Origin of the sequence: Devosia sp. (assembly GCF_035944845.1) — a bacterium.
Taxonomy (GTDB): Bacteria; Pseudomonadota; Alphaproteobacteria; order Rhizobiales; family Devosiaceae; genus Devosia_A.
Window position 1 is genome coordinate 1 of sequence record NZ_DASZAW010000046.1, and the last position, 21,519, is coordinate 21,519.

General features: G+C 61.0%; 24 protein-coding genes, 1 tRNA gene and 1 pseudogene. 8 read left to right on the forward strand and 18 right to left on the reverse strand.

Going from position 1 to position 21,519, the window contains the following annotated elements; translation table 11 throughout:
• Together VGV07_RS07850 and VGV07_RS07855 are read right to left on the reverse strand one after the other, a co-directional pair.
• Nucleotides 1-295: hypothetical protein (locus VGV07_RS07850; protein WP_326868141.1), on the reverse strand; the 295-nt coding region annotated here is incomplete at its 3' end.
• Nucleotides 296-382: 87 nt separating this feature from the next.
• Entirely contained in the window at nucleotides 383-853 is a 471-nt protein-coding gene (locus VGV07_RS07855; RefSeq protein WP_326868142.1) for a hypothetical protein, read from the reverse strand.
• Nucleotides 854-957: 104 nt separating this feature from the next.
• Here VGV07_RS07855 and VGV07_RS07860 point away from each other — a divergent pair, with 104 nt between their 5' ends.
• From VGV07_RS07860 to VGV07_RS07870, 3 genes are all read left to right on the forward strand, one after another.
• On the forward strand, nucleotides 958-1,284 hold the full coding sequence (locus VGV07_RS07860) for a helix-turn-helix transcriptional regulator (RefSeq protein WP_326868143.1): 327 nt from the start codon (nucleotides 958-960) through the stop codon (nucleotides 1,282-1,284).
• Between the two features lie 5 nt (nucleotides 1,285-1,289).
• On the forward strand, nucleotides 1,290-2,075 hold the full coding sequence (locus VGV07_RS07865; RefSeq protein WP_326868144.1) for a DUF429 domain-containing protein: 786 nt from the start codon (nucleotides 1,290-1,292) through the stop codon (nucleotides 2,073-2,075).
• Nucleotides 2,076-2,138: 63 nt separating this feature from the next.
• Nucleotides 2,139-2,366 carry a hypothetical protein gene (locus VGV07_RS07870; RefSeq protein WP_326868145.1) on the forward strand — a complete coding sequence of 76 codons (228 nt, stop codon included), beginning with the start codon at nucleotides 2,139-2,141 and terminating at the stop codon, nucleotides 2,364-2,366.
• A gap of 111 nt (nucleotides 2,367-2,477) precedes the next feature.
• Here the strand turns inward: VGV07_RS07870 and VGV07_RS27370 are convergent.
• The 3 genes and pseudogenes from VGV07_RS27370 to VGV07_RS07880 form a co-directional block, all read right to left on the reverse strand.
• Nucleotides 2,478-2,672 (reverse strand): annotated as a pseudogene (locus VGV07_RS27370) (HNH endonuclease); the annotation flags it as partial.
• An 843-nt stretch (nucleotides 2,673-3,515) separates the two neighbouring features.
• Nucleotides 3,516-5,024, reverse strand: a complete 1,509-nt coding sequence (locus VGV07_RS07875; protein WP_326868146.1) for a virulence-associated E family protein — start codon at nucleotides 5,022-5,024, stop codon at nucleotides 3,516-3,518.
• Nucleotides 5,025-5,118: 94 nt separating this feature from the next.
• Nucleotides 5,119-6,045 (reverse strand): HTH domain-containing protein, encoded by a 927-nt coding sequence (locus tag VGV07_RS07880; protein WP_326868147.1) that lies wholly within the window; start codon nucleotides 6,043-6,045, stop codon nucleotides 5,119-5,121.
• Nucleotides 6,046-6,299: 254 nt separating this feature from the next.
• Between VGV07_RS07880 and VGV07_RS07885 the strand changes: the two genes are divergently transcribed.
• The gene (locus VGV07_RS07885) at nucleotides 6,300-6,563 is read left to right on the forward strand and encodes a DUF3489 domain-containing protein (protein ID WP_326868148.1); all 264 of its coding nucleotides are present in this window, start codon (nucleotides 6,300-6,302) and stop codon (nucleotides 6,561-6,563) included.
• Nucleotides 6,564-6,637: 74 nt separating this feature from the next.
• Here VGV07_RS07885 and VGV07_RS07890 read toward each other — a convergent pair whose 3' ends face one another.
• Complete coding sequence (locus tag VGV07_RS07890; RefSeq protein WP_326868149.1) at nucleotides 6,638-6,949, reverse strand: hypothetical protein; 312 nt, start codon at nucleotides 6,947-6,949, stop codon at nucleotides 6,638-6,640.
• A 143-nt stretch (nucleotides 6,950-7,092) separates the two neighbouring features.
• Between VGV07_RS07890 and VGV07_RS07895 the strand changes: the two genes are divergently transcribed.
• The 4 genes from VGV07_RS07895 (at nucleotide 7,093) to VGV07_RS27375 (ending at nucleotide 11,288) form a co-directional block, all read left to right on the forward strand.
• Nucleotides 7,093-8,661: a recombinase family protein gene (locus VGV07_RS07895; protein ID WP_326868150.1), complete on the forward strand. Its 1,569-nt coding sequence runs from the start codon at nucleotides 7,093-7,095 to the stop codon at nucleotides 8,659-8,661.
• Complete coding sequence (locus VGV07_RS07900) at nucleotides 8,661-9,557, forward strand: plasmid partitioning protein RepB C-terminal domain-containing protein (protein ID WP_326868151.1); 897 nt, start codon at nucleotides 8,661-8,663, stop codon at nucleotides 9,555-9,557. The genes VGV07_RS07895 and VGV07_RS07900 overlap by 1 nt, the downstream gene beginning before the upstream one ends.
• Nucleotides 9,554-10,465, forward strand: a complete 912-nt coding sequence (locus VGV07_RS07905) for a plasmid partitioning protein RepB C-terminal domain-containing protein (RefSeq protein ID WP_326868152.1) — start codon at nucleotides 9,554-9,556, stop codon at nucleotides 10,463-10,465. The genes VGV07_RS07900 and VGV07_RS07905 overlap by 4 nt, the downstream gene beginning before the upstream one ends.
• A 328-nt stretch (nucleotides 10,466-10,793) precedes the next feature.
• Complete coding sequence (locus VGV07_RS27375; protein WP_414649922.1) at nucleotides 10,794-11,288, forward strand: SH3 domain-containing protein; 495 nt, start codon at nucleotides 10,794-10,796, stop codon at nucleotides 11,286-11,288.
• A 3-nt stretch (nucleotides 11,289-11,291) separates the two neighbouring features.
• Here the strand turns inward: VGV07_RS27375 and VGV07_RS07910 are convergent, their stop codons facing one another.
• The 12 genes from VGV07_RS07910 to VGV07_RS07965 form a co-directional block, all read right to left on the reverse strand.
• Nucleotides 11,292-12,206 (reverse strand): HNH endonuclease, encoded by a 915-nt coding sequence (locus VGV07_RS07910; protein ID WP_326868153.1) that lies wholly within the window; start codon nucleotides 12,204-12,206, stop codon nucleotides 11,292-11,294.
• On the reverse strand, nucleotides 12,203-13,126 hold the full coding sequence (locus VGV07_RS07915) for an HNH endonuclease (RefSeq protein ID WP_326868154.1): 924 nt from the start codon (nucleotides 13,124-13,126) through the stop codon (nucleotides 12,203-12,205). Before VGV07_RS07915 ends, VGV07_RS07910 begins: the two co-directional genes overlap by 4 nt.
• Before the next feature lie 48 nt (nucleotides 13,127-13,174).
• Entirely contained in the window at nucleotides 13,175-14,554 is a 1,380-nt protein-coding gene (locus VGV07_RS07920; RefSeq protein ID WP_326868155.1) for a cytochrome-c peroxidase, read from the reverse strand.
• Entirely contained in the window at nucleotides 14,551-14,931 is a 381-nt protein-coding gene (locus tag VGV07_RS07925) for a hypothetical protein (RefSeq protein WP_326868156.1), read from the reverse strand. The genes VGV07_RS07920 and VGV07_RS07925 overlap by 4 nt, the downstream gene beginning before the upstream one ends.
• Before the next feature lie 12 nt (nucleotides 14,932-14,943).
• On the reverse strand, nucleotides 14,944-16,170 hold the full coding sequence (locus VGV07_RS07930; RefSeq protein WP_326868157.1) for a His-Xaa-Ser system-associated MauG-like protein: 1,227 nt from the start codon (nucleotides 16,168-16,170) through the stop codon (nucleotides 14,944-14,946).
• On the reverse strand, nucleotides 16,154-16,552 hold the full coding sequence (locus VGV07_RS07935; RefSeq protein ID WP_326868158.1) for a TIGR03982 family His-Xaa-Ser system protein: 399 nt from the start codon (nucleotides 16,550-16,552) through the stop codon (nucleotides 16,154-16,156). Before VGV07_RS07935 ends, VGV07_RS07930 begins: the two co-directional genes overlap by 17 nt.
• Nucleotides 16,527-17,093: a His-Xaa-Ser repeat protein HxsA gene (hxsA, locus tag VGV07_RS07940; protein ID WP_326868159.1), complete on the reverse strand. Its 567-nt coding sequence runs from the start codon at nucleotides 17,091-17,093 to the stop codon at nucleotides 16,527-16,529. The genes VGV07_RS07935 and hxsA overlap by 26 nt, the downstream gene beginning before the upstream one ends.
• Nucleotides 17,090-18,124 carry a His-Xaa-Ser system radical SAM maturase HxsC gene (gene hxsC / locus VGV07_RS07945; protein ID WP_326868160.1) on the reverse strand — a complete coding sequence of 345 codons (1,035 nt, stop codon included), beginning with the start codon at nucleotides 18,122-18,124 and terminating at the stop codon, nucleotides 17,090-17,092. The genes hxsA and hxsC overlap by 4 nt, the downstream gene beginning before the upstream one ends.
• A gap of 31 nt (nucleotides 18,125-18,155) precedes the next feature.
• Entirely contained in the window at nucleotides 18,156-19,583 is a 1,428-nt protein-coding gene (gene hxsB / locus VGV07_RS07950; protein ID WP_326868161.1) for a His-Xaa-Ser system radical SAM maturase HxsB, read from the reverse strand.
• Nucleotides 19,580-19,819 (reverse strand): hypothetical protein, encoded by a 240-nt coding sequence (locus VGV07_RS07955; RefSeq protein WP_326868162.1) that lies wholly within the window; start codon nucleotides 19,817-19,819, stop codon nucleotides 19,580-19,582. The genes hxsB and VGV07_RS07955 overlap by 4 nt, the downstream gene beginning before the upstream one ends.
• Before the next feature lie 125 nt (nucleotides 19,820-19,944).
• Entirely contained in the window at nucleotides 19,945-21,159 is a 1,215-nt protein-coding gene (locus VGV07_RS07960) for a tyrosine-type recombinase/integrase (protein WP_326868163.1), read from the reverse strand.
• Nucleotides 21,160-21,380: 221 nt separating this feature from the next.
• A tRNA-Ser gene (locus VGV07_RS07965) sits at nucleotides 21,381-21,470 on the reverse strand.
• Nucleotides 21,471-21,519: the final 49 nt, after the last annotated feature.

The window sequence follows — 21,519 nt, forward strand, 5'->3', positions numbered from 1 at the left end:
GATAGTAGACCATCGGGATGGTCTGACTGTTGGTCGCGAGCTGGTAGATCTTGCCGCCGAAGCTGTTCGAGGTGGGGTTGACCCAGTCGCTCAGCTCGTCTGCGGTGAACTCGGCAAGCTTCCCGGCTTCCGCAAGCCCCGGCTCGACCCACCTGAGTCTGCTACGTGCAAACCCATAAGCGTAAATGCCTACGCCCGTTGGTGGCACCCGCACCGCCTGCTCGCCTGCCTCGCGTTGCAGCGGCGCAGCATCACAGCAATTGACTATCGCATGAAATACGCGACTTTTGCGCATTGCGAGACGCCAGGTGCTGTCCTGTCCCCGAGGGAGGCCGTCTCTCGCCCGTTGCTGGAAGTGCAAGTCACCTGCTGGTCACCTGCCTCATTTCAGCCGGAACTGGGCGCGGGAAACGAGTCGCCCGTTCTGGAAGGTCGCATTCATGCTTCCAAACATGGCGGTCTGGGCGTCCCAGCTGACCATCACGCTATTCGTCCCGCCAAGGCTGACCTGACTTAGTATCTCACCTTCGCAGCCAATGATGTCGCGAGCTGCAGCATAGGGCATGCCGATTTCGAGCTTGTAGAACTCTGCCAGCGTCGCGCCGCATTTTGCCGCCGCTGCGGGACGGACCTCGGCGGTCGCCGGCACCACGGCGTCCCCGCTGCCGTTGCGGATCGTCGCCAGCACGACGAGCACGAGGACGATGGCGGCTACATACTTGCCCCAGTCGAGGAGCAGGCTTGGCCTCACGGTGTCGGGCGCCCCCTGCTCCGCTTGTTGCAGCGTCGACGGCTTGCCTGGTCGGGCCAGTTGGGGGCGGTTTCTGCGGCCGAAGGCACGGGTCTGGATCATTTCGAACTCCACACATTCCAGTGTGGGTGACGGTACAATATGTTCCTTCCGAAGTCCGTAACGTACGTGTTCAATTTGACGTCTATCGAGAACAATACGTTCTCATGGACATCTTCACCCAGCGCCTGCGCGAGCGCGCTGCTCAGCTCGGAATCTCCAATGCGGAGGCCGCAAGGCGGTCGGGCCTCGAGGAGCGACGCTATGCCCATTACGTCACTGGGCGCCGCGAGCCGGACCTCGAGACCCTCGTGCGGATCGCACAATCGCTTGGCACGTCGCCCAACTGGCTGTTGGGTGAAGACGATGCGCCTTCCGCTCGAAACGGATTGATCGATCGGTTGATGATGGCCGGGCAAGCCATGTCGGATGCGGAGCTGACGACGACCGTTGTCCAGGCAGAGGCCGTCGCTCGTGCCGCCAAAGAGGGCTGACAGGGATGCCGGGTGGCCTCCTGTCAGTTCTGGGTATCGACGCGGCGTGGACAGCGCGACAGCCGAGCGGGGTGGCACTGGTTGTGAATCGTTCCAGCCGATGGGAAATCTCTGCCGTTGCGTCGTCGTATGCCGACTTTCTTGGCGCCCGCCAAGGTCTACCGATCTCCGATCCTAGTGCGCTTCTCGCGCGAGCTGCGGAACTCGCCGGTCGTCCTGTCACGCTGGTGGCGGCCGATATCCCGTTGTCGCATTCGGCCATCGTGGGACGCCGGGCTTCCGACGATGCAGTATCTGTGGCCTACGGCGCACGATACGCGTCCACTCACACTCCCAATGTCTTGCGACCAGGACCGATCAGTGAAGAACTGCGAAGCGGCTTCCACTCTCAAGGCTATCCACTTCGTACCCACGGTCTTGTTCATGATGGGCTGATAGAAGTCTATCCCCACCCTGCCCTTATCGAGCTCTCGGGCGCGCCAGTTCGCCTTCCATACAAGCAAGGCAAGATACGTCGGTATTGGCCCGACCTACCGGTCCCGGATCGCCGTCTGCGGCTCATCGAGCAGTGGGGCAGCATAGTCAGCCTGCTGGACGCAGAGATCGGGGGCGTAGCCGCCGCTTTGATCCTGCCCGAACCAGCAGCACCAGCGAAAATGCTGAAGGCCTTCGAGGACTCGTTGGACGCCGTGGTGTGCGCCTGGGTGGGGATCTGTGCTCTGGAGGGGCGCGCAGTAGCGATGGGGGATGAGGATTCCGCAATCTGGATTCCATTGCCGCTTCAGCGATAGCAACTGGACTTCTCTGAAGTAACAAGCCGGTTTGGTCCCATGCTTGAACAGCGTGGTGACCAGATGCGCGTACTGATCCTCAGCGAGGAATCCCACGGCCTGATCCTCGGCCAGGCTCGACCGCGTATGCTGGCACGAAGTGATGCCACTCTGCGCGAGGACGGACTATGGGAAGTCCCGGTCGACGACGAGGTGGCCGCCGCCATTGACCATGCGAGACTGCAGGGCGAAAGCGACGATGACGTCGTGAGCCGGCTGGTGCGGGAAGCTATCGGGCTGCGCCCGAGCTAGCCATTCCTCACGCGGCCAGAGGTGCGAGTTCCACCTCCCCGCGGCGAGCCGCCTCTGCACGTAAGCACGAAAGCCATGCGGACTGAGCGGGCACTTCGGCCGGTGCCTCGCTCGATTGCAGAAGAAGCAGGCCGCAGCGACATTCGTGGACGTATCAAGTCCGCCATCACACCGCGCCTTCAGGTGCTCCGCTGTGCAGCGCCTCGGACCACCCCCCGATCGCAGCATTGGTATGTCGCAGTAGCAGCACCGCCCCCGTTGGCGCTCGGATGCTTCATCTCGCAGTCGGACAAGTCGTTGGCTCATGACACACCCGTTTCACGCTCTGCGCTGTGCAGAGCTTGGAAACAGAACGTGCCGCGCGGTTACAGACCGGCTCCTGCACTGGGCCGCATAAGCGGGCATCGGACCGAGCCCTATGAGCGTGACCCTGTAGTGTGCGCCGACAAACTAACCCCATTCCTCCTGGGCCTCAATGCCGTCGGCCCCGCAAGAATTATTGTAAATTTCGGGATCCGGCGATCGCGCAAGTTACTTCCACGTGTGGCGAAGGATGCTCAGAAGGCGCGTGTTCCTCGGCATGACACGCCTATCTCGCGAGTAACCCCCAATCGACTTGCAGAGGGCCGTGAACCAAGGGTCTGCGGCCCACGTCGACAGCGCGGAACGTCTCCGATCGGCTGACCGCCGTTGGGAACAAATACTCATACTTCCAGGCGATGGGTCGATCGCCGCGGCCAGACGAGTAGTAGTTTCATAAAATTATCGGTAGCTGCTCCGCTAGTGCGCTGCTGCTGCCCCTCATTGCACCCACGTCCGGGAGGACCCGTTGAGATTGGCGGCATATCCTTCCACGGGGAGAGGGGAGCCCCTGATCCGGATGCGCTGAAAGGCAGGCAATCCTAAGCCGAACCGCTCACTGCATCCGCATCCAGACCGCGTTCACCAACACCCTGCACGCTGCAGTTCTTCGCACTATGCACACCTTGAGCGTTGTTCTCCTGATTCTCTCGTAAGGAGAAAAGACTGGATGCACTGGATGCACTCGGCTGAACGCTTAGCAGATGGCGGCATCGAGCCCGCATCCAGTCAGCGATCCGCTCTGGATGCACTGGATGCACCTCGGGGCGAACCCACTCCCCTGGAAGGTCACCAGCTTTCGCTGTTCGGCTCGACTTCCCTGATAACGTCGGCATAGCCGACGTCGAGGCTTCGGTCTAAGCGGTCCTCGGTCACGAAAAGCCGCCGCTTACCGTCCCCCTTCACGTACGCCCAGGCTTGGGTGCCGCCCCGACGACGGTTGGCCCGCTCCCAGCCCAGTGCCTTCATGGCTCTGCCGAACTTGCCGGCGTGGGAGTCGCGGCGTTCGACCGGAATGCGCAGCAGCCGCCAGGCATCGTCCGCCCAGATCAGCCCCTCAAGGTCACCGAGATACGGACCGAGTACATCCTCGAAAGAGTTGCCGATCGCACGGTCGCCCTGTTCCTTGCGAGCCGCAGCCCACAAGTTCTCGGGCAGACGGATGCTGGTACCAGTGGCCTCGCGCGCGGCAGCTTCCGCCCAAATTTGATCGCGATCGCGGGTGAACGCCTCGACGTCGCAGCGCCCGACATTCACTGGCCAGAAGCGGCGGTTACCATTGATGTCGGCGAGATAAGGCGCGTTGCGGTCGGCGTTGGTCGAGCCCACGAGCACGCTCTGGCGTGGTATCTCGACGGGAAGGCGGGCATAGGCGAGTCGCGCACGGTCATAGCGACGCGACAGCTGCGCGCGGATCTTCTCCACCTCACCTTTGCGCATGCCCTGTAGTTCGCCGACCTCGCATATCCATTTGCCCGAGCTGCGCTCGATCATGGTCTTGTCATCGGCATTGAGCGGCACGGAGTCCGAGTACCAATCGTCGTTGACGGCCATCGCCTCGATCAGAGTCGACTTTGAGAATCCTTGCTCAGCGGACTCGAGGATCAACATCTCGTCGAATTTGGCGCCCGGCTCCCGGACCCTGCGTGCCGCGGCAACCAGAACCAATGCGCCGACTGCTCGCGTGTACGGCGTATCGTCAGTGTGACAGTAGGTGCTAAGCCAAGTGTCAATCCGCTCCGTGCCATCCCATTCCAGTCGGTCGAGATAGTCGCGAACCGGGTGGAATTGGTTGAGCATGCACATGTCGGATGCGACGGTGCGGAACAGGCTCTGGCTCGGCTGGAACGCGAACTCCTCTCCGAGCCAAAGCCACAGCCGATCCAGCGAGGCATCGTCGAGGGACGGACCGAACCCATCTGGCATACCGGTAATGACAGGCCAGCCGCGGAACGCGTCGTATCTCAGGGTAACGCCTAGCTTCTGGATGCCAGTGCGGATGTTGTCCGGATTGCCGATGATCGTGCCGTCGGCACCCCGCAGGAAGCCGTCGCTGCCCTGGCGAGTGGCACGGGCCTCCTTCTTCAGAACGTCGCGCACGATGCCGTCGATCGCCTTGTCGAGCTGCGGAAGCCGCTCGACGCCACGAGCCTTCCAGTGCGCTCGGAGCTTCTCGAAGGCAGGTGCGTCGTAGTACTTGAGCGTGGCGATATCGACCCTGTGCTCGAGCAACACTGAAATGCCCTCGACATCGTCGACCTGGAGCGTGGAGAGCTTCTGGATAAGGTCGGCGGTCATACATCATCTCCCAAAACGAACGTCGAAGGCGTTGTCCCGCTAATTGCCGCCAAACTCGCGCAAGACAGCGATCCTGCCTTCGCATCCCACCCGATCATTGTGCCGACCGTTCGCGTAGCCCATAGAATCCTGGCCTTGCACTATCTTTGGCTATCAGACCGTCTGGGCGCTTTGACGCTGTCGTAAGCACGGCCGAAACTGTTGCCTCCGGCGTTTGTCCAAGCCGGACACGCATCCTATTCCTCACGATGGCGCTGGTGATCGACTTGTAATGTAGGGTGGTACCGGCCCCATCCAAAACGCGAACTATCGCCTCGATCCAAGTCGGGTCGCGTGTATCGGTTGAGCGCTCTTCAATTTCCGGGATGACGCGCGTGCGGTTCTTGTCCCTTACAAGCGGACGCGCAATTGGCTGCTCCCTTGCGCCTTTGTCGATGCAGCTTCTCCAGTGATCCTCACTTACGATCTTTACCTGGGAAGCGCCTTGCTCGCGCCATCGAACGGCACTCTGGATCTTCGTACCGAAGCTGGAGTGAAGCCAGCTTTCGCTGACCTCGGAACCGATGACCAGAAAGTCAGTGCAGGCAGCAATCGGGCCCGTCTGTGCCCCGAGCCGACGTGTGGCTTGGTCGCACTCTCTGCGGGTTCCATAGCGGAAGACGCCTGTCAGGCAGTACCGCTTCCCGACGAACTCAAGCACGGGGGGCGGATAATCTAGTGGCATCGATGTTGGCATCGGTTTTCTTGGATCATCGCCGCCGACGAACGCCCGAACCAGTTCGAGCAGATCGCCAAGCTCATCCCGCGAGAACTCTGTAGTCAGCACCTCGCCGAGGCATTCGACGATGTCGTTGAGGAGTGGCTCATCCTCCAGGTGTAGATGCGCAGAGAACCATCGGTCGATTGTTCGTGCATCTCGCTGGGTCAATGCTGATTTCGCAGCAAGTGCGCGACACAAACCCATGAACTCGTCCAGGTCACGATTATGTATCCGATCACGTCCGTAATCGTTTGCTTGCATACGCCCCTCCCCCTGCGAACCAGGCCGCAAGGATCGCGCGGAACAATTTCAAATTTACTTAGCGCTGTGATTAAGGATGCGTTCTCATGAATCGCATCCGACCGCGCCCTTGTTGGTGGTGCTGTCTGGACTAGACCAGCAATCGGAGCGTTTGTCTTTGCGGGAGGCGAGGGCACCTCCCCGCCCGGCAGATCAGTCCGGGCTCTGGTCAGTACCGAGGCAACCCCGCCCGGCGAACCGACGAGGAGGGCCACATGGCCGCCAAAACCAAGACCAACAAAACCACCGTGCCGATCGAAAAGCCGAAATCCAAGCAGGACATCGTCCTCGGATTGCTGCGGCGTCAGGATGGCGCCTCGATCGCCGATATCTGCGAAGCGACCGGTTGGCAGCCGCATAGCGCCAGAGGATTCTTGAGCGGAGCGTTGAAGCGCCGTCTCGGCATCGAGGTGGCCTCGGAGAAGAACGAAGCTGGCGAGCGCCGATATTTCGTCGCCGCGATCATAATGTCTGACTAATGTCGCCAAAATAATGGCCACGCGCTGCCCACGAGTGCCCCTCGTGGGCAGGTGTGGGTGATGAAGTGGCGGTCCTAAACGATATGTCGATCGAGCCGTTCGATCGTCTGGGCGAGGTGCGCCCGTAGTCGGATCAGGCTGACGGTGGTCACAACCGGCTTTCGTTCGGCCATGAGCAGAATCAGCTCGAATATCTCGTCGGAATGCCTTGCCAGATGAACGAGGTGCTCGCCGCTTGGACTGTGGGTGGCCGCTAGCCAGTTCTTGACTGTCCGCTCACTGGCCCCGGTCCACTGCATGATGGTCTTGACCGTTTGCCGCGTGTTGCCAAGTTCATTGTGCAGCGCGACCGATATGACTGTGCTGAAATGGTGCTCTGTGTTCATGACGCGACCCCCCTCGTGGGTGCAGTTTCCTGCCCGATTCAGGCAACAACATCCGAGTGAACCTGAGCTAAACTCCGACGTCGTTGTTTGAAGGGTTCGTCCGACCGGCTGTCGTGTGACGAAGTCCCAAGGAAACAATCGTCATGACGGCTGGGTCTGAGCATCGCACGGGCGACGAACCCGAGGCGGCCGGGATTCGTGCCGCCGAGTATGTGCGGATGTCGACTGAGCACCAGCAGTACTCGACGGAGAACCAGGCCGACATCCTTCGGAGCTACGCTGCAGCCCGAGGCATCGAGATCGTCAGGACCTATGCCGACGAGGGGCGTAGTGGCCTGCGCATCGATGGCCGCGATGCGTTGAAAGCGCTCATCTCAGACGTCGAGAGCGGCGGCGCCGACTTCGAGGTTATCCTGGTCTATGACGTTAGCCGTTGGGGCCGGTTCCAGGACGCCGACGAGAGCGCCTATTACGAGTACATCTGCAAGCGCGCCGGCATCGCCGTACACTACTGTGCCGAGCAGTTCGAGAACGACGGCTCGCCCGTCTCAACGATCGTGAAGGGGGTCAAGCGTGCTATGGCCGGCGAGTATAGCCGTGAGCTGTCCTCGAAAGTCTTCATCGGTCAGTGTCGCCTGATCGAACTGGGCTTCCGGCAGGGTGGGCCGCCAGGACTCGGGCTGCGCCGGATGCTTGTCGACCAAGGCGGCAATCAGAAGGCCGTTCTGGCACGGGGCGAGCAGAAGAGCCTGCAGACCGACCGCGTCGTGCTGACCCTCGGCCCGGATGCCGAGATCGACGTCGTTCGCCGTATTTACCGGCTCTTCGTTCACGACGCCCAAGCCGAGGCTCAGATCGCCGAGGCGCTCAATGCTCAGGGGGTGCTGACCGATCTGGGCCGACAATGGACCCGGGGCACGGTGCACCAGATCCTGATCAACGAGAAGTATCTCGGTAACAATGTCTGGAACCGGGTGTCCTTCAAGCTGAAGAAGAAGCGCGTCCGGAACGAGCCCGAAATGTGGATCCGGTCGGATGGTGTCTTTCCCGCCGTCATCGAACGCCCGCTGTTCGATGCGGCGCAGACCATCATCAGGGCTCGGTCGATCAAACTGACCGACAGCGAGATGCTCGAGGCCCTACGCTCCCTGTTCGAACAGCATGGCGTTCTTTCCGGCATCACCATCGATGAGGCCGAGGGTGTGCCCTCGAGCAGTGCATACCGTGCCCGCTTCGGAAGTCTGCTCCGAGCCTATGGACTAGTGGGCTATCGGCCACGTCGCGACTACCGATACATTGAGATCAACCGAGTGCTTCGGACGATGCACCCCGAGGTCGTCGCCGACGTCATCGGTTCCCTGCGTTCCTGGGGATCCACCGTCGAGCAAAATCCCACGAACGACCTGATCTCGGTCAACGGCGAATTTACCGCAGCGATTGTCATCGCGAGGTGCCAGCAGACTCAGGCAGGCTCGTATCGGTGGCGTCTGCGTTTCGACACCGGCCTACTCCCCGATGTCTCGATTGTCGTCCGCATGGCCGCGAACAACCGTGATCCCCTCGACTATTACCTTCTGCCCAGCATCGACCTGCGACGCGACAAGCTGCGGCTGGCCGAGGAAAACGGGCTCGCCCTCGACGCGTATCGGTTCGAGAGCCTCGATGAGTTCTACGAGTTTGTCAGTCCCACCCATTTTGCGGAGGCAGCGTGATGGCCATCCAGCACCCTCAAACGATCGCGATGGTTTCCATCGACAGGATCGTCACGATCAATCCTCGCGCTCGCAGCAAGCGACAGCATCAGGAAATCGTCGATAACATCGATGCGATCGGCCTGAAGCGCCCGATCACGGTGAGCCGCCGAACCACGTCCGATGGGAGTCGCTTCGACCTGGTGTGCGGAGAGGGCCGCCTCGAGGCCTTCAGGATGCTGGGCGCGACGGAAATCCCAGCAGTCGTCATCGACGCGTCCGAGAACGATTGTCTGGTCATGAGCCTGGTCGAGAACATCGCGCGCCGGAAACATCGACCGATCGATCTCATGCAGGAGATCGCCAATCTCAGCAAGCGTGGCTACTCCGACCGAGAGATCGCCGACAAGATCGGCATCAGCCAGAGTTACGTGAACATGCTGGTCAAGTTGCTCGATCAAGGCGAGGAACGGTTGGTGGCAGCGGTTGAGACCGGCCTCATCCCGGTCAGCTTCGCCATCGATATCGCCCGGTCGGATTCGACCAGTATCCAGAACCTGCTGATGGACGCGTACCAGGATGGAAAGATCAAGGGTAAGAAGCTCGCCGCCATCCGCCGCATGCTGGAACAGCGCGAGAAGCGGAACAGCAAGGTGCCTGACAGCGGGTTTGCGCGCCACAATGCACGACGCAGTACTACGCCAGCGGAGCTGCTCAAGGTCTACCAACGGGAAGCGGAGAAGCAGCGCATCCTGGTCAAGAAGTCCGACTTCACTCAGACCAAACTACTTTTCATCGTCGAGGCCATGAAGGACCTCCTTGCCGAGCAGGGCTTTACCGATATTCTCAATGACGAGCACCTTGCAACCATGCCGCGCGCTCTGGCAGCACGCATCGCCGGGGAGCCCGTGCAATGACCGAGCCCCATCTCGTCAAACTGGCCTTCGAGCGAGAGAGCATCAAGGTCACGCTGTCACAATTGGTGCCGCTGAAGACGCTTCGCCCCGGGATCAAGGAGAGCAAGAAGTATGTCCAGATCGTTCGATCGATCCGGGCGATCGGCATCGTCGAGGCGCCGGTCGTAGCCCGCGACCCCAAACATCACGATCGGTTCTTCCTGCTTGATGGCCATCTTCGGATTGAGGCCCTCAAGGACATCGGCATTGATGAGGTCGAGTGCCTTGTCTCCACTGATGACGAAACCTACAGCTACAATAAGCGCGTGAATCGCCTGGTCCCGGTGCAGGAGCACAGAATGATCGTCCGGGCCATGCAGCGCGGCGTCCCCGAGTCGCAGATCGCCGAGGCGCTTGGACTGGATGCCCTATCGGTTCGTCGCCGGGCCAGAATGTTGGATGGAATCTGCGCGGAGGTGGTCGAGCTGCTCCACAGCGCACCGGCGCCGTTCATTGTGTTCGACATTCTTCGGCAGATGCTTCCACTGCGCCAGATCGAGGCTGCCGAACTCATGCTTGGGCAGGCCAACTTCACCGCTGTGTTCGCGCGCGCCCTGCTGGTGGCTACCCCCGAAGCCCAGCTCGTCCCCGTCGCTAGATCAAAATCGAAGGATGCGGCAGGGATTTCCGACCAGATCGCCCGAATGGAGAAAGAACTCGTTGGTCTCCAGAGCCAGATCAAGCTGGTTGAGGAGACCTACGGCATCGATAATCTGCATCTGACACTCGCCAAGGGCTATGTCGCCAAGCTGCTTGGCAATGCGCGCGTCGTCCGCTGGCTCGCCCAGAACCGACACGAATACCTGGGAGAATTCCAGACAGTCGCTGAGATCGAAACAATTGCGGTCACGAGTATGGCGGCAGAGTAGTTTGAGCGGGCAATTCTCAGGCTTCGTGATGTGCCCAAAATTCATTCAGGTGAGGTGAGGTGAGGTGAGGTGAGGTGAGGTGAGGAGGTGACTGGCTTCGACCTTCACTCATCACGCCTTCACGAAGATTGAACCGCGCAATACAGTCAGTCACGGCGCCTTGGGGGAGGCCGACGTGGCGCGACGACGAGCGGGGGGGATCTGGACTGTGGACGCTGATCATCCTTGCGGTGATCATTGCGTGGTTCACTGGTCGCTCGAGCACGCCAAGTCTTGTTGTGCCCATGGACCAGCCATAGCAGAGCCTTCGACGTCGAGCTCGATCGAAATGCCCCCGCCAGGCGACGAAACGCCGACCACAACATCACCAATTGCGGCCGTCGCCTACGTCACCGCCACCACACTGAACGTCCGCGCTTCGCCAGGAAAGGACGCCGCCAAGTTGGGCACGCTGGCTCGAGGCGATCGCGTCACTGTTACCCAGGTTCAGGACGGCTGGGCGACTCTCCGGTTGCCGTCAGGTGCGACGGCTTGGGCTAGCGCCGAGTTCCTGTCGCCATCGCCACCCGCGCCAGTCGTGCAGCCGTTCAAGCCGACGGAAGCGGCAGTCGCGCGACCAAGTCGCTCGGCGATCATCCGCGACATCATTCAGGAATCAATGCAGTCCTACAGTGGCAATTGCCCTTGCCCGGAGAACCGCGACCGGGCTGGACGACGGTGTGGCGGGCGAAGCGCTTGGTCACGAGCAGGTGGTGCCCGACCGATCTGCTACGCGGCCGACGTCACCGAAGGGATGATCGAGCGGTACCTCGCTCGCGACTGATCTTCATCCAGTCCGTCGGAACTCTTCGAAGCGCTGTGCGAGCCTATCACGGCTCGGGTGGTCGGCTGCGCGCGACGGTAGATGGATCTGTCGGCCCGCCAGCGCCTTCACCCCATATTCGAACATCGGCCCGTCGTTGATCGAGAGAAGCGCCTCGCTGATGTGGATGTGGTGGTCCGCGTCGATGCCAATCAGGTTGGCGTCGAACGCCGCGTGATGAATCTTCGACAACGGCAGCCCGTTTGGAACAATCGGCTGTCCCATGCGCTCGTCGCCATCCACCACGATATGCGCCGCATCCAGCAGCCGCGGTTCGGGCAAGCGGGTGATCGCACAGCGACCGCCGTATGCCGTGAGCACGGCTTCTCGGAAAGTCGCCTGATGCAGCCTCTGCTGCACGAACCGGCTCGCATAGCGGCGCTCGGCTGCCTCGGGGATGGCTTCCTGGACCGTCTGACCAAATGCCAGTCGCACCCTCAGCTGTGCGGCGCTCCACTCTGCAACGAACGTCGGCCAGATGGCTGTGTACCGACCGGGCGCAACACCGAGGAAGTAGAGGATCGGGACCTGGGCCTCGTGAGCGCGGCGCAACCAGCGATTGTCAGCGGCGTCCGGATTGTCCCCCATGAACGCGTAGTCAACGAGTTCCTTGCCGTTGGTCACCTGCTCGTGGACGACACGCTGGTCGTCGTACCAAACCCGCGCCCCGCTCCGCGGGAACACGGTACGCACTGAGAGCAAGTGCTCCATAGCCTTGGGTTTGAAGATGCCGCGTTGCGGATTGACCAGCGGCACACGTTCACCCTCGAACAAAAATCCCGCTGCAAGTTGCTCGCTGCTTAGCGTGTCGGCGGTAGCGATCCGGCGAAGATGCTCGGCGGCTGCAAGGCGAATGGCCAAGTCGCGCGCTTCGATCATCCGAGGTACCTGCTTTCGCGATGCCAGGTCAGCGCGTCCGCGGCGGGAGCTGCCGCTAACATCCTGGGCGCCCTGAGTTCGGTGCCATGCAGATCGTAGTAGTGCTTGCCGTTGTCGAAATCCTGCTTCAGACGCCGGCTTACGACGAAGCGCCTATCCTCGTCGACTGAGACGTACCCGAGGTCGAACAGCTTGTGGATGTCGGTGCGCAGCAGGAGGCCGTTGGCGCCTTCGTGGGCACCGCCGTCTGCATAGGATCGGATGTGCGCCGCATCGAGGATCGGCAGAGTCTTTTCGCCACTGACCGCGCAGCGTCTGTCGTAGGCGTCGGTGACGAGCATGCGGAAGGCACCCTGCCCCAGCCGAGGCTTCACCAGGACTGGCGCGCCGTACCGCGCAAGGTCGGATTGCCGATCGACTGGCACGAGGGCGGATGGTCTGTCGAGCACGGCTCGCCACAGGCGCGCGCCATCTGCCTCGTCAGTGTCGTACCCACGGCCCACAACGATGTTGGATGCCCAGCTATCCGGTATCGGGATCCAGTGCTCCTGGGGCCAGAAGAACGGCGAGGTGAGTATCCTGCATCCAATGACCGGATCGGATCGATCGACGACCAGCGCGTCATCCCTCCGATACTTGGCGATGCGCCTGCGCATCTCGACCAGTGAGGAGACGCCGTTCTTCGATCCGAACGCCTCCCAGGCAAGGGACAGCGGGACGTTCGATGAGTGTGAGAACACGCCGCCACCGACGATGAAGTTTCTAGGCGCATGCAGCTTGAAGAGGAACAGCTCACCTGGCTGTAGGGCCCGGAATGTTGCCTTCCCGCTTGGCGCCCAGAAGTTTACCTCATCCGGCCGTGCAAGAGCGAGATGGTCGAACCAGTCCTGATCCGTGACGCCGACGAAGATGCTGACCATCTGTGCATAGTGTTACCCGATATGATTGCGTGCAAGCGCGGCCTGACACTAGTTTAACGGAATACCACTAGGAACCGTGGCGGGGATCAGAATTCGATCTTCCTTTGGCGAAGGATCACCGGTTAAGGCGTCGAGGAAAGACACCAGCGCTCGCAGATCATCACCGTCTACGGATGGTGAAGACGTAAGCAAGGGTGAAATGGCCATGATCTCTTCGGATGACATTCGGTGGTCGCCGGTTTCGTTGTATCCATAGGCAAACCGATGTGGATCCAGGTGTTGCCGCACGACGTCCACAAGGCTTGTGGCTGAACCGTCATGTAGATAGGGCCCGGATAACGCTACGTTCCTCAAAGGAGGTGTCCGGAACTTGAAACGGTCCTCCGGACGCCCCGTGACCTCAAACCGTCCAAGGTCAGGCTCGGCCGCCGGATCGGTTGGCACCCCGATACTATGATAGCCAAAATCGCTGAGAAGCTGACCGCTGTGACAGGCGGCACACCTGCCCTTTCCCAGAAAGATCAGTGCACCCCGCTTCTGCTGATCGCTGAGAGCAGTGAGTTCGCCCCCAAGGTAGCGATCCCATGGCGTAGCGCGCGTTGCAAAGGCCAGTTCCTCATAGTGCGCGATCGCGTTGGCAACGTGTACAATCGAGAAGGTCTCCGGCGAAACATCTGGGTAAGCCGCCTTGAACAGCTGACGATAGGTCTCCTGCCACCGAGCGCTATCTGCGCCAGCGTTACCGAGCAGCCGATTCAAAATGGCGCCGTGAACGGCTGCCATCGCCAAACCGTCGTTTGCGGCGCGCTCAGCTTTGGCCTGGGCGAGATCGTTCAGTTGAAGCGCGTGAGGCGATGGCAGGTCGGAGGGAGATACGTCGCCGGATCGACCGAGCATCTCGTCGGCCGCGACCAGAGGAAACAGCGCCTGCGCGGCCATGGTGTTTTCTATCCCGGAGGGCAGTGCGTCTCCCATTGGCGTGCGGAAGGCTGCCCCCTCGGAACCAACTCCGTCGACCCGGCCGTCCCAGAAGAATGCGGACGCTTCGTTGTTATCCCTATTCCAGAGGTCCAAGGCGTTTCGTCGCATTGTCGAGCCGTCGGGCCGCGCAGTCCGCTCTGCGCCCGATCCTTCGCCGCCGGCCCCGATCGAACGAGGCAGGTCATCGGAACTGCCTGCGGTCAGCATGTGGCACGTCGCGCAGGATATATTGCGGGCGCCGCTGAGGATCGGATCGAAGAACAGCGCGCGCCCCAGAACGAACTTCGGCGTTTCCATCAGTGGCTTCGTTGCCAGCGGACGAAGATTGTAGGCACTGACAGCCCGTGCAAGCGCCGCATCGCTGCTTTCCCTTTGCCATCTTGGCAGCATGGCGTACGCGACCAGCAACACGATCAGCATCACGGTCAGGGCTGCTGCGAGCCTCATTGCACATCCAACTCGCGAGCAATGTACTCGAGAGTAGCTTGTGACTGTCTCAGCGCTTCGAGCGACAGCGTGGATAAACTGGCTTCGCCGACGCCCTGCTGAACGAGCCACGTCTCTATCCGCGACTTCTCGAGACATGCCATCGCCGGGACCAGTGCGGCTCGATAGGCCAAGCGGAACAGATCTTCGGATAGCCCCGCCTCCTCGATCTCCGCCATTGCCGACTTGGCTTCAAGGCAATCCGTCGCCGCGATCAGGTAGGGCGAACGGGCCGTTTCAAGCGCATGACCTGGCCTTAGAACATAGACGAAGGCGATTAAAGCGAAGGTGACACCAATGAAAATCAAGGGCCATCGGTGGTGGTGCGCGGCGCCCATAAACGCTGCCGCTCAAGGCGCAACGTCGTGCGGAAAATCCAGCGACGACAAGAAGGCGACGAGGCTCTTTATGTCATCGTCGCTCAACTCGAGCGAGAAGATCGGTTCGACGCTCCACTGGGCGATGCGCTGATAAAACTGGCCCCGCTCCGTCGTGGTCATGGAACGGCTGTCCACCAGGTACAGGGGATCGACATGGGCGCGGATCATCTCGGGGAGGCTCGGTAGGGCACCGGAGTGAGAGTAGGGCGCTGTCTTGGTAACGTTGTAGAGAGGCGGCGTGCGGAACTTGTAGATGTCACTGCTCACATGCGTGACATTGAACCGGCCATAGTCGACTCCAAAGCCATTGCGGCCGCTGCCAAGCTGCGGAGCGGGGATTGCATGGAACGAAAAGTCGGTGAAGTAGGGCCCGCTGTGGCAGCTCACGCAACGCCCCCGACCGTAGAAGAGCAATCCACCTGCGACCTGCTCCGCCGAAAGACTACCAGTGCCGAATGCGAAGTTATGCAGCGGCGAAGTCTGAAGTCGAAACCGATCGCGGATGAAGCCAGCGAGACTGTCGGTGACGTGCTCGATCGTGATCTCGCTTTTGGAGATCCCGAATGCTTGAGTAAGCGCTTCGGACAGGACAACATCACTGCGCACGCGTGCCGCGATCTCGTCGTATACGTGTTGGCCGGAGTCTATGGTCTCGGTCTTCAGGACATCGGCCGAACCATCGTTCGGCACCATTTCCCGGATCTCAACCATCGGCAGGTGCGCAGCAACGGCGAGTGGGTCGTCGGAAGTGACCGCGGCACCGAACTGGCTAATGATGCCGTCCGGCCCAGGTTCAACTCTGCCGTCCCAGAAGAAGATTTCGTACCCGACGCCGCCCCGGCCCCAGAGCGCCATGGTGTTCCGCGGTAGTACATCACCGCCCCCCGCGAGGCGTTCCTTGCCCTCGCCAGTTGCATCAGTTCCGATGCCCAACGGTAACCCGTCCGCCGAAGCAAATCGATCGAGATGACAGGTCTGACACGAGGTTTCCCGGCTGAGCGAAAGCTCCTTGCTCTCGAACAGGAGCTTACCTGCCGCTGCAACGGCGGGCTCAGGCAGTCGCCAGGTCTGATCGACCGGCACCAAACCAGCATCTCGGATAGCCTGTCGGAGTGTGGTTTCGCGCAGGCCGTCGGCACCGATCGCCATGCCACCGAACAGGGTCAAGAGGAGGATCGCGCTAGAAGCGTATTTCATGGGCCTCGACCACCTGTTGCAGAGTTTTGGCGTCGGTTTCGATGGCGTTCAGCATCATGAGGCTGAGTTCGTTTTCGGTGAGGCCCCACATCAGTAGTTGCTTGCGGAGGATGTCGTAATCTTGGCAATCGAGCAGGCCAAGTTCGGCCGACTTGAGTGCATCCACGGCATCCTCGCTGGGCAGCTCGGCCAGTTTGAACTTGGCCAGCATGTGCTCCCGCATGGCTCGGTCACAGGCGTACGTGACCTTGGCGTAACCCAGCTGGGCCACGGCAACGACCGCCGTCTTCCACAGCGGAGGGACGAGTTGCCCGACGACTACGCCGATGCCGATCAGAGCTGCGGCAAGCAGGCCCCTATTCAGCGACAATGCCCATCGCATCAAGCACCTCCGGGGTGATCGTGCCTGTTACGGTCAAGTTCCATTCGCTCTGGAACTTGCTCAGCGCGGCGATCGTCTGAGGGCCGATGACGCCATCAACCGTGCCGGTGTAGTAGCCGTAGAGCGACAGGGCCAGCTGCACCTTGAAAGCGATCTGATAGAACTTATCGCTGTTGCCAGGCAGGATCTTTGGTGCGGTTGCCGGTGACTCGGGAAGGATCGTCGCCGGCGGCGTGCTGTTCGAGGTCACCGGGGGAGCGATCACCGTCGATGGACTTGGCGGAGTATAGACAGGGGGCCTGTAGTTAGGCACCGCGATGCCGCCGCCAGAAGACGAGCGATGACTGCCGTGAGAGCCATGACTTGAGTGCGATCCGTGTGCAGCCAGTGTGTAACGATGCTTCAACCGAAAAATCTGAAACAGCGATCCTTTTGGCGGCGTCGGCTCCACGTTGGTGTGCTCTGGCACTGCAGCCACGCTGCTTGGCAGCGGCAACAGTCCAAAGGCAAACAATGACGATAACGCCAGACGAAATTTCACTCTGGCTTCACTCCCCCAAAACCCCGGTCTTCAGGATACCATTGGAAGAAACCGCCGCAAGTGGATTGCAGACTACATTGCGAGCACGTCGGTAGGTATTTTTGCTTCCAGTCGCTGATCGAGGCGACACTGAACTTCCTGTAGGCTTTGGGCAACGTGCAAAGCGGAAAGTTGTATAGGCGCGGAACTAAGCCGCGACCTGCCGCGATTGCAATGGCTCGGCCTAGCGGACCGAAGTCTTCGCCGGTATCGATAAACAGCGAGTTCCAGTTCAGCCGCCCGTAGCCAATGTTCTCAAGCTGCATCAGCGCCCACGTCTCAGCAAATGGCACGTTGACGGCCAGATACGATGCGAGCGCTGGCAGGCTTTGGTAGTTCATCGTAGTGACGACTGTTCGGATCTCGATCCGCGCTCCGGCGCGCGCGAGAAAAGACAAGGAGCGTTGCAGACGCTCGAACGCACCGCTCTTTCCGACGATCCGGTCATGCACCCCCCCAGCACTGGCGTAGACCGGGACGCCCCATTCAATGCGATCAAGGTGCAGTGCACGAAGCCGTCCGACGTCTGTGGCTGTCAGGTGTTGGGCATTGGTCAGAACGTGGAAGCGTAGATCGGGGCGTTCCTCGCCTAGAATCGACAGGAAGTTAAGCAGGTCGTCCAACAGAAGGGTGGGCTCACCGCCTGAGATGCCGATGACTGCGTCTCTCGGGGCCAGGCGCACCGCCTGGAGGTAGAACTCGAAGAGGTTCCATTCCGCGGTATTTGGCGGTTGGGAACACATGACGCAAAGTTGGTCGCAACGCTCCGTCACGAGCAATGTGTTGTGTGCCGAGTTCGGTCGGATGAGGCGTTGCAGTGTTCCCCGCGCCGGGCTGAGCAGCACGATGTTGCCGTCGAGCGACGGCGCGTCGTCACTAGCGACGTCCAAGCGCCGGCCATCGGCCGCATAGCTCAGCTTTCCATCCTCGGTGCCAACGAGAACGACGTCGTGCATGGTTGGGGAAGGAGCGGGGGCGGAGAGAAGCCGCACGACCGCCAGCTCCTCGTTCCACCCCGTCGCCTTAACGCGTAGGCGCAGTGGGATCATAGTGCACCGGCGCGAGGCCAATCGGGATTTCGGGCAAATCGAGCCACTGGCGAAGCGAGTGCTGGACCATCTCGTCGCGCGAAAAGAGCAATCGCGCCGCCAGATCAAACAATGCCAGATGCCGGCCGCAGAACCATGTCAGGTGCTTGGGTAGATCAAGTCGACCGTACCGCGAGATGTCGTCGACCGGATCCACACCGCAGAAGGGCTGATACGGGCAATGAACACAGTCGGGATCCAGGTGATTGAACGCCGCACCGTTGAGGGCAGCCAGTCTCTGGTGATCTACACCGTGGGCGACCGTTCCGATTGAAAGATCAGCGAGGCCGATGCGCGACACCATGCGCGCCTCATCCGTTGGATAGAGAACGCCGTCCTGATCGATGACGAGGTAGTCGTCGCCAAGCAGTCCCGGGTTCCGCAAATCGACGTGGCCGTCGTGACCTGGCGCAAGCATCCGCTTCAGGCACAGGGTGAGGTAGTACTCGCCGAGATTTCCGCCTGTTTGGTAGTTTCGCTCGATGATTTTCCGGACAAAGTTCTCGTGGAACTGATTCCAGCGGCCGACATCACGGGCCGCGGGATGCCTGCGCCGCGCGAAGCCCTGATAGTTCACCGGCCGCAGGAAGATGCTGTTCTGACCTAGGTCTTCGTAAGTCCGGATTAGCGCATCCAGGTCCGGCGGTTGATCCAGGTCGATAGTTGGGAGTGCGGAGATCCTTCCAGCTGCAACACGCCGAACAGCGCCAAGGTTTTCAAAGAACTGCTTGGCTAGGGCAGGATTCTGCGTGCGGTGACGGTCGTGATCCGAAAGCACCCCGTCGACCGAGGTGCTGACATAGGTATCGGACGCACTCAGGAAATCGAGCTCAGCCGGACCGATGCTTTGAAGATTGGTGCACACGACGAACTCGCTTCTGGCGAAACGAGCGCGGCAAAAGTCACGCACGGCGTTGAGCAGGTCGAGGCGGAGCAGCGGCTCGCCGCCCTGGAACTCAATCTTGATCTCGCTTCCGCTAAGCGCTTCCAGGTATCCAAGAACCTGCGCCAAGGCTTCTGGAGTCCAGTCGAACCCCCGCGCTGTTTCCGGGGCCCTTGAGACCTGGCAATAGGTGCAGGCCAAATTGCACCGCAACGTCGGGACGAGGATGACGTAGCGCAGCCTTCCTCCCTTTGCCTGCCGGGCCGACCAGCGCCATGCAAAAGAGTTGTAGGCGGGTTCGCTCTCGGTTTCAAAGGCATGACCGTTCGCGAGCAGAAAATCGCGATCGCGGGTGGTCAAGCGATCTTCGCCGTAACGGTCCACGAATGATCGGTCAGACAGAAAGAACGTCCCCGCGTCATCAGCAAGGAAAACTCGCCCATCCGCTAACTCGCGGAACCTAAGTGGCCATATGTTCATGGGTGACTTAGTGTAGCAAGCAACGCGGCGCGCAGCGGCAGGGATTGAACGAATAGATGTTGCCTGTAGAGCGCGTAGCTGACCTCACGACGGATCACAGCCTCGTCGAAGTTTTCGCCGAGGACTTCGATCACTTCGTCGACCAAGGCGAAGCTCAGCTCGGGATAGTGGTAGGCGAGACGGGCCAACGCTACGGGAGCGGAAGCGCGAAGATGCTCGCTGATCTGTACGATCATGCTCATTCCCCCAGCCCGTCAGAACACGCTAACGGCGCACCTGATTCAGAAGCAATACTCGCGTGAGTACGCGTCAGTCCACATATTACGCCTGATGTCCAGGCGATGCCGTCTCCAGCACCACCCTACGCGCGACAAAACTTCTCCCACGCCTCCATGAGGTCCCGGCGTTTATCGAGGAAGTCGGTCCGCAGATAGGCCAGCTCAACCGCATCACCAGACGCATGAGCGAGGCAGGCCTCGACGATCTCACGCGGGTAATCGGTCTTCTCACGCGCCCAGGTTGAGAAAGACGACCGGAAGCCATGAACGGTGGCGCCGTCGTCGCGCAGACCGCGTAGCAGCATGAGCATGGCGAGATTGCTGAGCGCCCTGCCGGTGCGCGGGTTGGCGAACACATGCTTGGTGTCGCGGGGGAGCTTCTTGAGCAGGTCGATGGCTCGCGGGCACAGTGGCACACGATGCTCGCGACCGGCCTTCATTCGTTCCGCGGGGATGACCCACAGCTTGTTGCCGAGGTCGATCTCGTCCCACGTTGCCCCGATGGTCTCGCCCGTCCGGGCGCTGGTCAGGATCGTGAAGATGAGAGCCTTGGCACTGATGCTGTCATTGGACATCAGCTGCTTCATCAGGGCCGGCACCTCGGTATAGGGCACCGCCTTGTGGTGCTCAATCTTCTGCACCTTGGAGATCGCCGGCAGCAGGTGGCTGAGCGCGCCGTGCCATGTCGCGGGGTTGTCGCCGGTGCGGAACTTCATCGCCGTGGCCCAGCCGAGCACCTTCTCGATACGCCCGCGTAATCGGCTCGCGGTTTCCGGCTTGGTCGACCAGATGGGCTTCAGGATCTTGAGCACGTCCTCGACGACGATCTGGTCGACCGGCTTCTTGCCGATGACCGGTCCGGCGTACGTCCTGAGTGTGCTCTCCCATTGTTCAATGTGCTTTTCATTCTTCCACCCGGCCCGATGGGCCTCGATGTACTTGTCGGCGCAGTCCGAGAACGTCGGGGCCTTGGTGCGGGGCTTGCTCGCAGTAGCCACTTGCTCCCGCTCGGCCATGGGATCGCCGCCCTTGCGCACCTGTACGCGCAGCACGGCCGCTTCGTCGCGAGCCTCGGTCAGTGACTTGTCTGCAACCGCTCCAAGCCCCATCCACTGGTTCTCGCCGGCCCGGCTGTAGCGGAACAGCCAGCTTCGCGTTCCCTGCCCCGCGCGGATCTGCAGGTACAACGAGGGTGCGACCCAATGCACGCCGTCCGCCGTGAGGGCAGAGACCTGGGCGGCAGTGAGAGCACGATGCTGGGACATGAGGAACTGGCGTCGTTGTTGTGGCCGGACCATCGCTCCACCTGCAGCAACAGTCCAGTCCGGCGCCCGACAACGGACAGACGATTGCACAGACGGTTGAGCAAACCGTGTGTGCCGCAGGGACTGGGGAGATTTGTTGCTACGGCTCCCGGCCGCGGTTACTGACCTCCGCCAAAGTGCTGGGAACGCTGGGCAAAAGCGACGATGCTGCGCGGGGTTAGCAACATCCTAAGGCACTGATCATGCAGGAGGAATGGCGGAGAGGGAGGGATTTGAACCCCCGATGGAGTTGCCCCCATGCCGCATTTCGAGTGCGGTGCAATCGACCACTCTGCCACCTCTCCGCGAGGTCGAACACGCGTTGCCGCGGCTGGTCGAGACGGGCGGGCTTAT

Excerpts from the sequence above, each read along its gene's own strand:
- VGV07_RS07855 (WP_326868142.1), bottom strand. The coding sequence starts at position 853 with ATGATCCAGACCCGTGCCTTCGGCCGCAGAAACCGCCCCCAACTGGCC.
- VGV07_RS07860 (WP_326868143.1), top strand. The coding sequence starts at position 958 with ATGGACATCTTCACCCAGCGCCTGCGCGAGCGCGCTGCTCAGCTCGGA.
- VGV07_RS07865 (WP_326868144.1), top strand. The coding sequence starts at position 1,290 with ATGCCGGGTGGCCTCCTGTCAGTTCTGGGTATCGACGCGGCGTGGACA.
- VGV07_RS07870 (WP_326868145.1), top strand. The coding sequence starts at position 2,139 with ATGCGCGTACTGATCCTCAGCGAGGAATCCCACGGCCTGATCCTCGGC.
- VGV07_RS07875 (WP_326868146.1), bottom strand. The coding sequence starts at position 5,024 with ATGACCGCCGACCTTATCCAGAAGCTCTCCACGCTCCAGGTCGACGAT.
- VGV07_RS07880 (WP_326868147.1), bottom strand. The coding sequence starts at position 6,045 with ATGCAAGCAAACGATTACGGACGTGATCGGATACATAATCGTGACCTG.
- VGV07_RS07885 (WP_326868148.1), top strand. The coding sequence starts at position 6,300 with ATGGCCGCCAAAACCAAGACCAACAAAACCACCGTGCCGATCGAAAAG.
- VGV07_RS07890 (WP_326868149.1), bottom strand. The coding sequence starts at position 6,949 with ATGAACACAGAGCACCATTTCAGCACAGTCATATCGGTCGCGCTGCAC.
- VGV07_RS07895 (WP_326868150.1), top strand. The coding sequence starts at position 7,093 with ATGACGGCTGGGTCTGAGCATCGCACGGGCGACGAACCCGAGGCGGCC.
- VGV07_RS07900 (WP_326868151.1), top strand. The coding sequence starts at position 8,661 with ATGGCCATCCAGCACCCTCAAACGATCGCGATGGTTTCCATCGACAGG.
- VGV07_RS07905 (WP_326868152.1), top strand. The coding sequence starts at position 9,554 with ATGACCGAGCCCCATCTCGTCAAACTGGCCTTCGAGCGAGAGAGCATC.
- VGV07_RS27375 (WP_414649922.1), top strand. The coding sequence starts at position 10,794 with ATGCCCCCGCCAGGCGACGAAACGCCGACCACAACATCACCAATTGCG.
- VGV07_RS07910 (WP_326868153.1), bottom strand. The coding sequence starts at position 12,206 with ATGATCGAAGCGCGCGACTTGGCCATTCGCCTTGCAGCCGCCGAGCAT.
- VGV07_RS07915 (WP_326868154.1), bottom strand. The coding sequence starts at position 13,126 with ATGGTCAGCATCTTCGTCGGCGTCACGGATCAGGACTGGTTCGACCAT.
- VGV07_RS07920 (WP_326868155.1), bottom strand. The coding sequence starts at position 14,554 with ATGAGGCTCGCAGCAGCCCTGACCGTGATGCTGATCGTGTTGCTGGTC.
- VGV07_RS07925 (WP_326868156.1), bottom strand. The coding sequence starts at position 14,931 with ATGGGCGCCGCGCACCACCACCGATGGCCCTTGATTTTCATTGGTGTC.
- VGV07_RS07930 (WP_326868157.1), bottom strand. The coding sequence starts at position 16,170 with ATGAAATACGCTTCTAGCGCGATCCTCCTCTTGACCCTGTTCGGTGGC.
- VGV07_RS07935 (WP_326868158.1), bottom strand. The coding sequence starts at position 16,552 with ATGCGATGGGCATTGTCGCTGAATAGGGGCCTGCTTGCCGCAGCTCTG.
- hxsB (WP_326868161.1), bottom strand. The coding sequence starts at position 19,583 with ATGAACATATGGCCACTTAGGTTCCGCGAGTTAGCGGATGGGCGAGTT.
- VGV07_RS07955 (WP_326868162.1), bottom strand. The coding sequence starts at position 19,819 with ATGATCGTACAGATCAGCGAGCATCTTCGCGCTTCCGCTCCCGTAGCG.
- VGV07_RS07960 (WP_326868163.1), bottom strand. The coding sequence starts at position 21,159 with ATGGTCCGGCCACAACAACGACGCCAGTTCCTCATGTCCCAGCATCGT.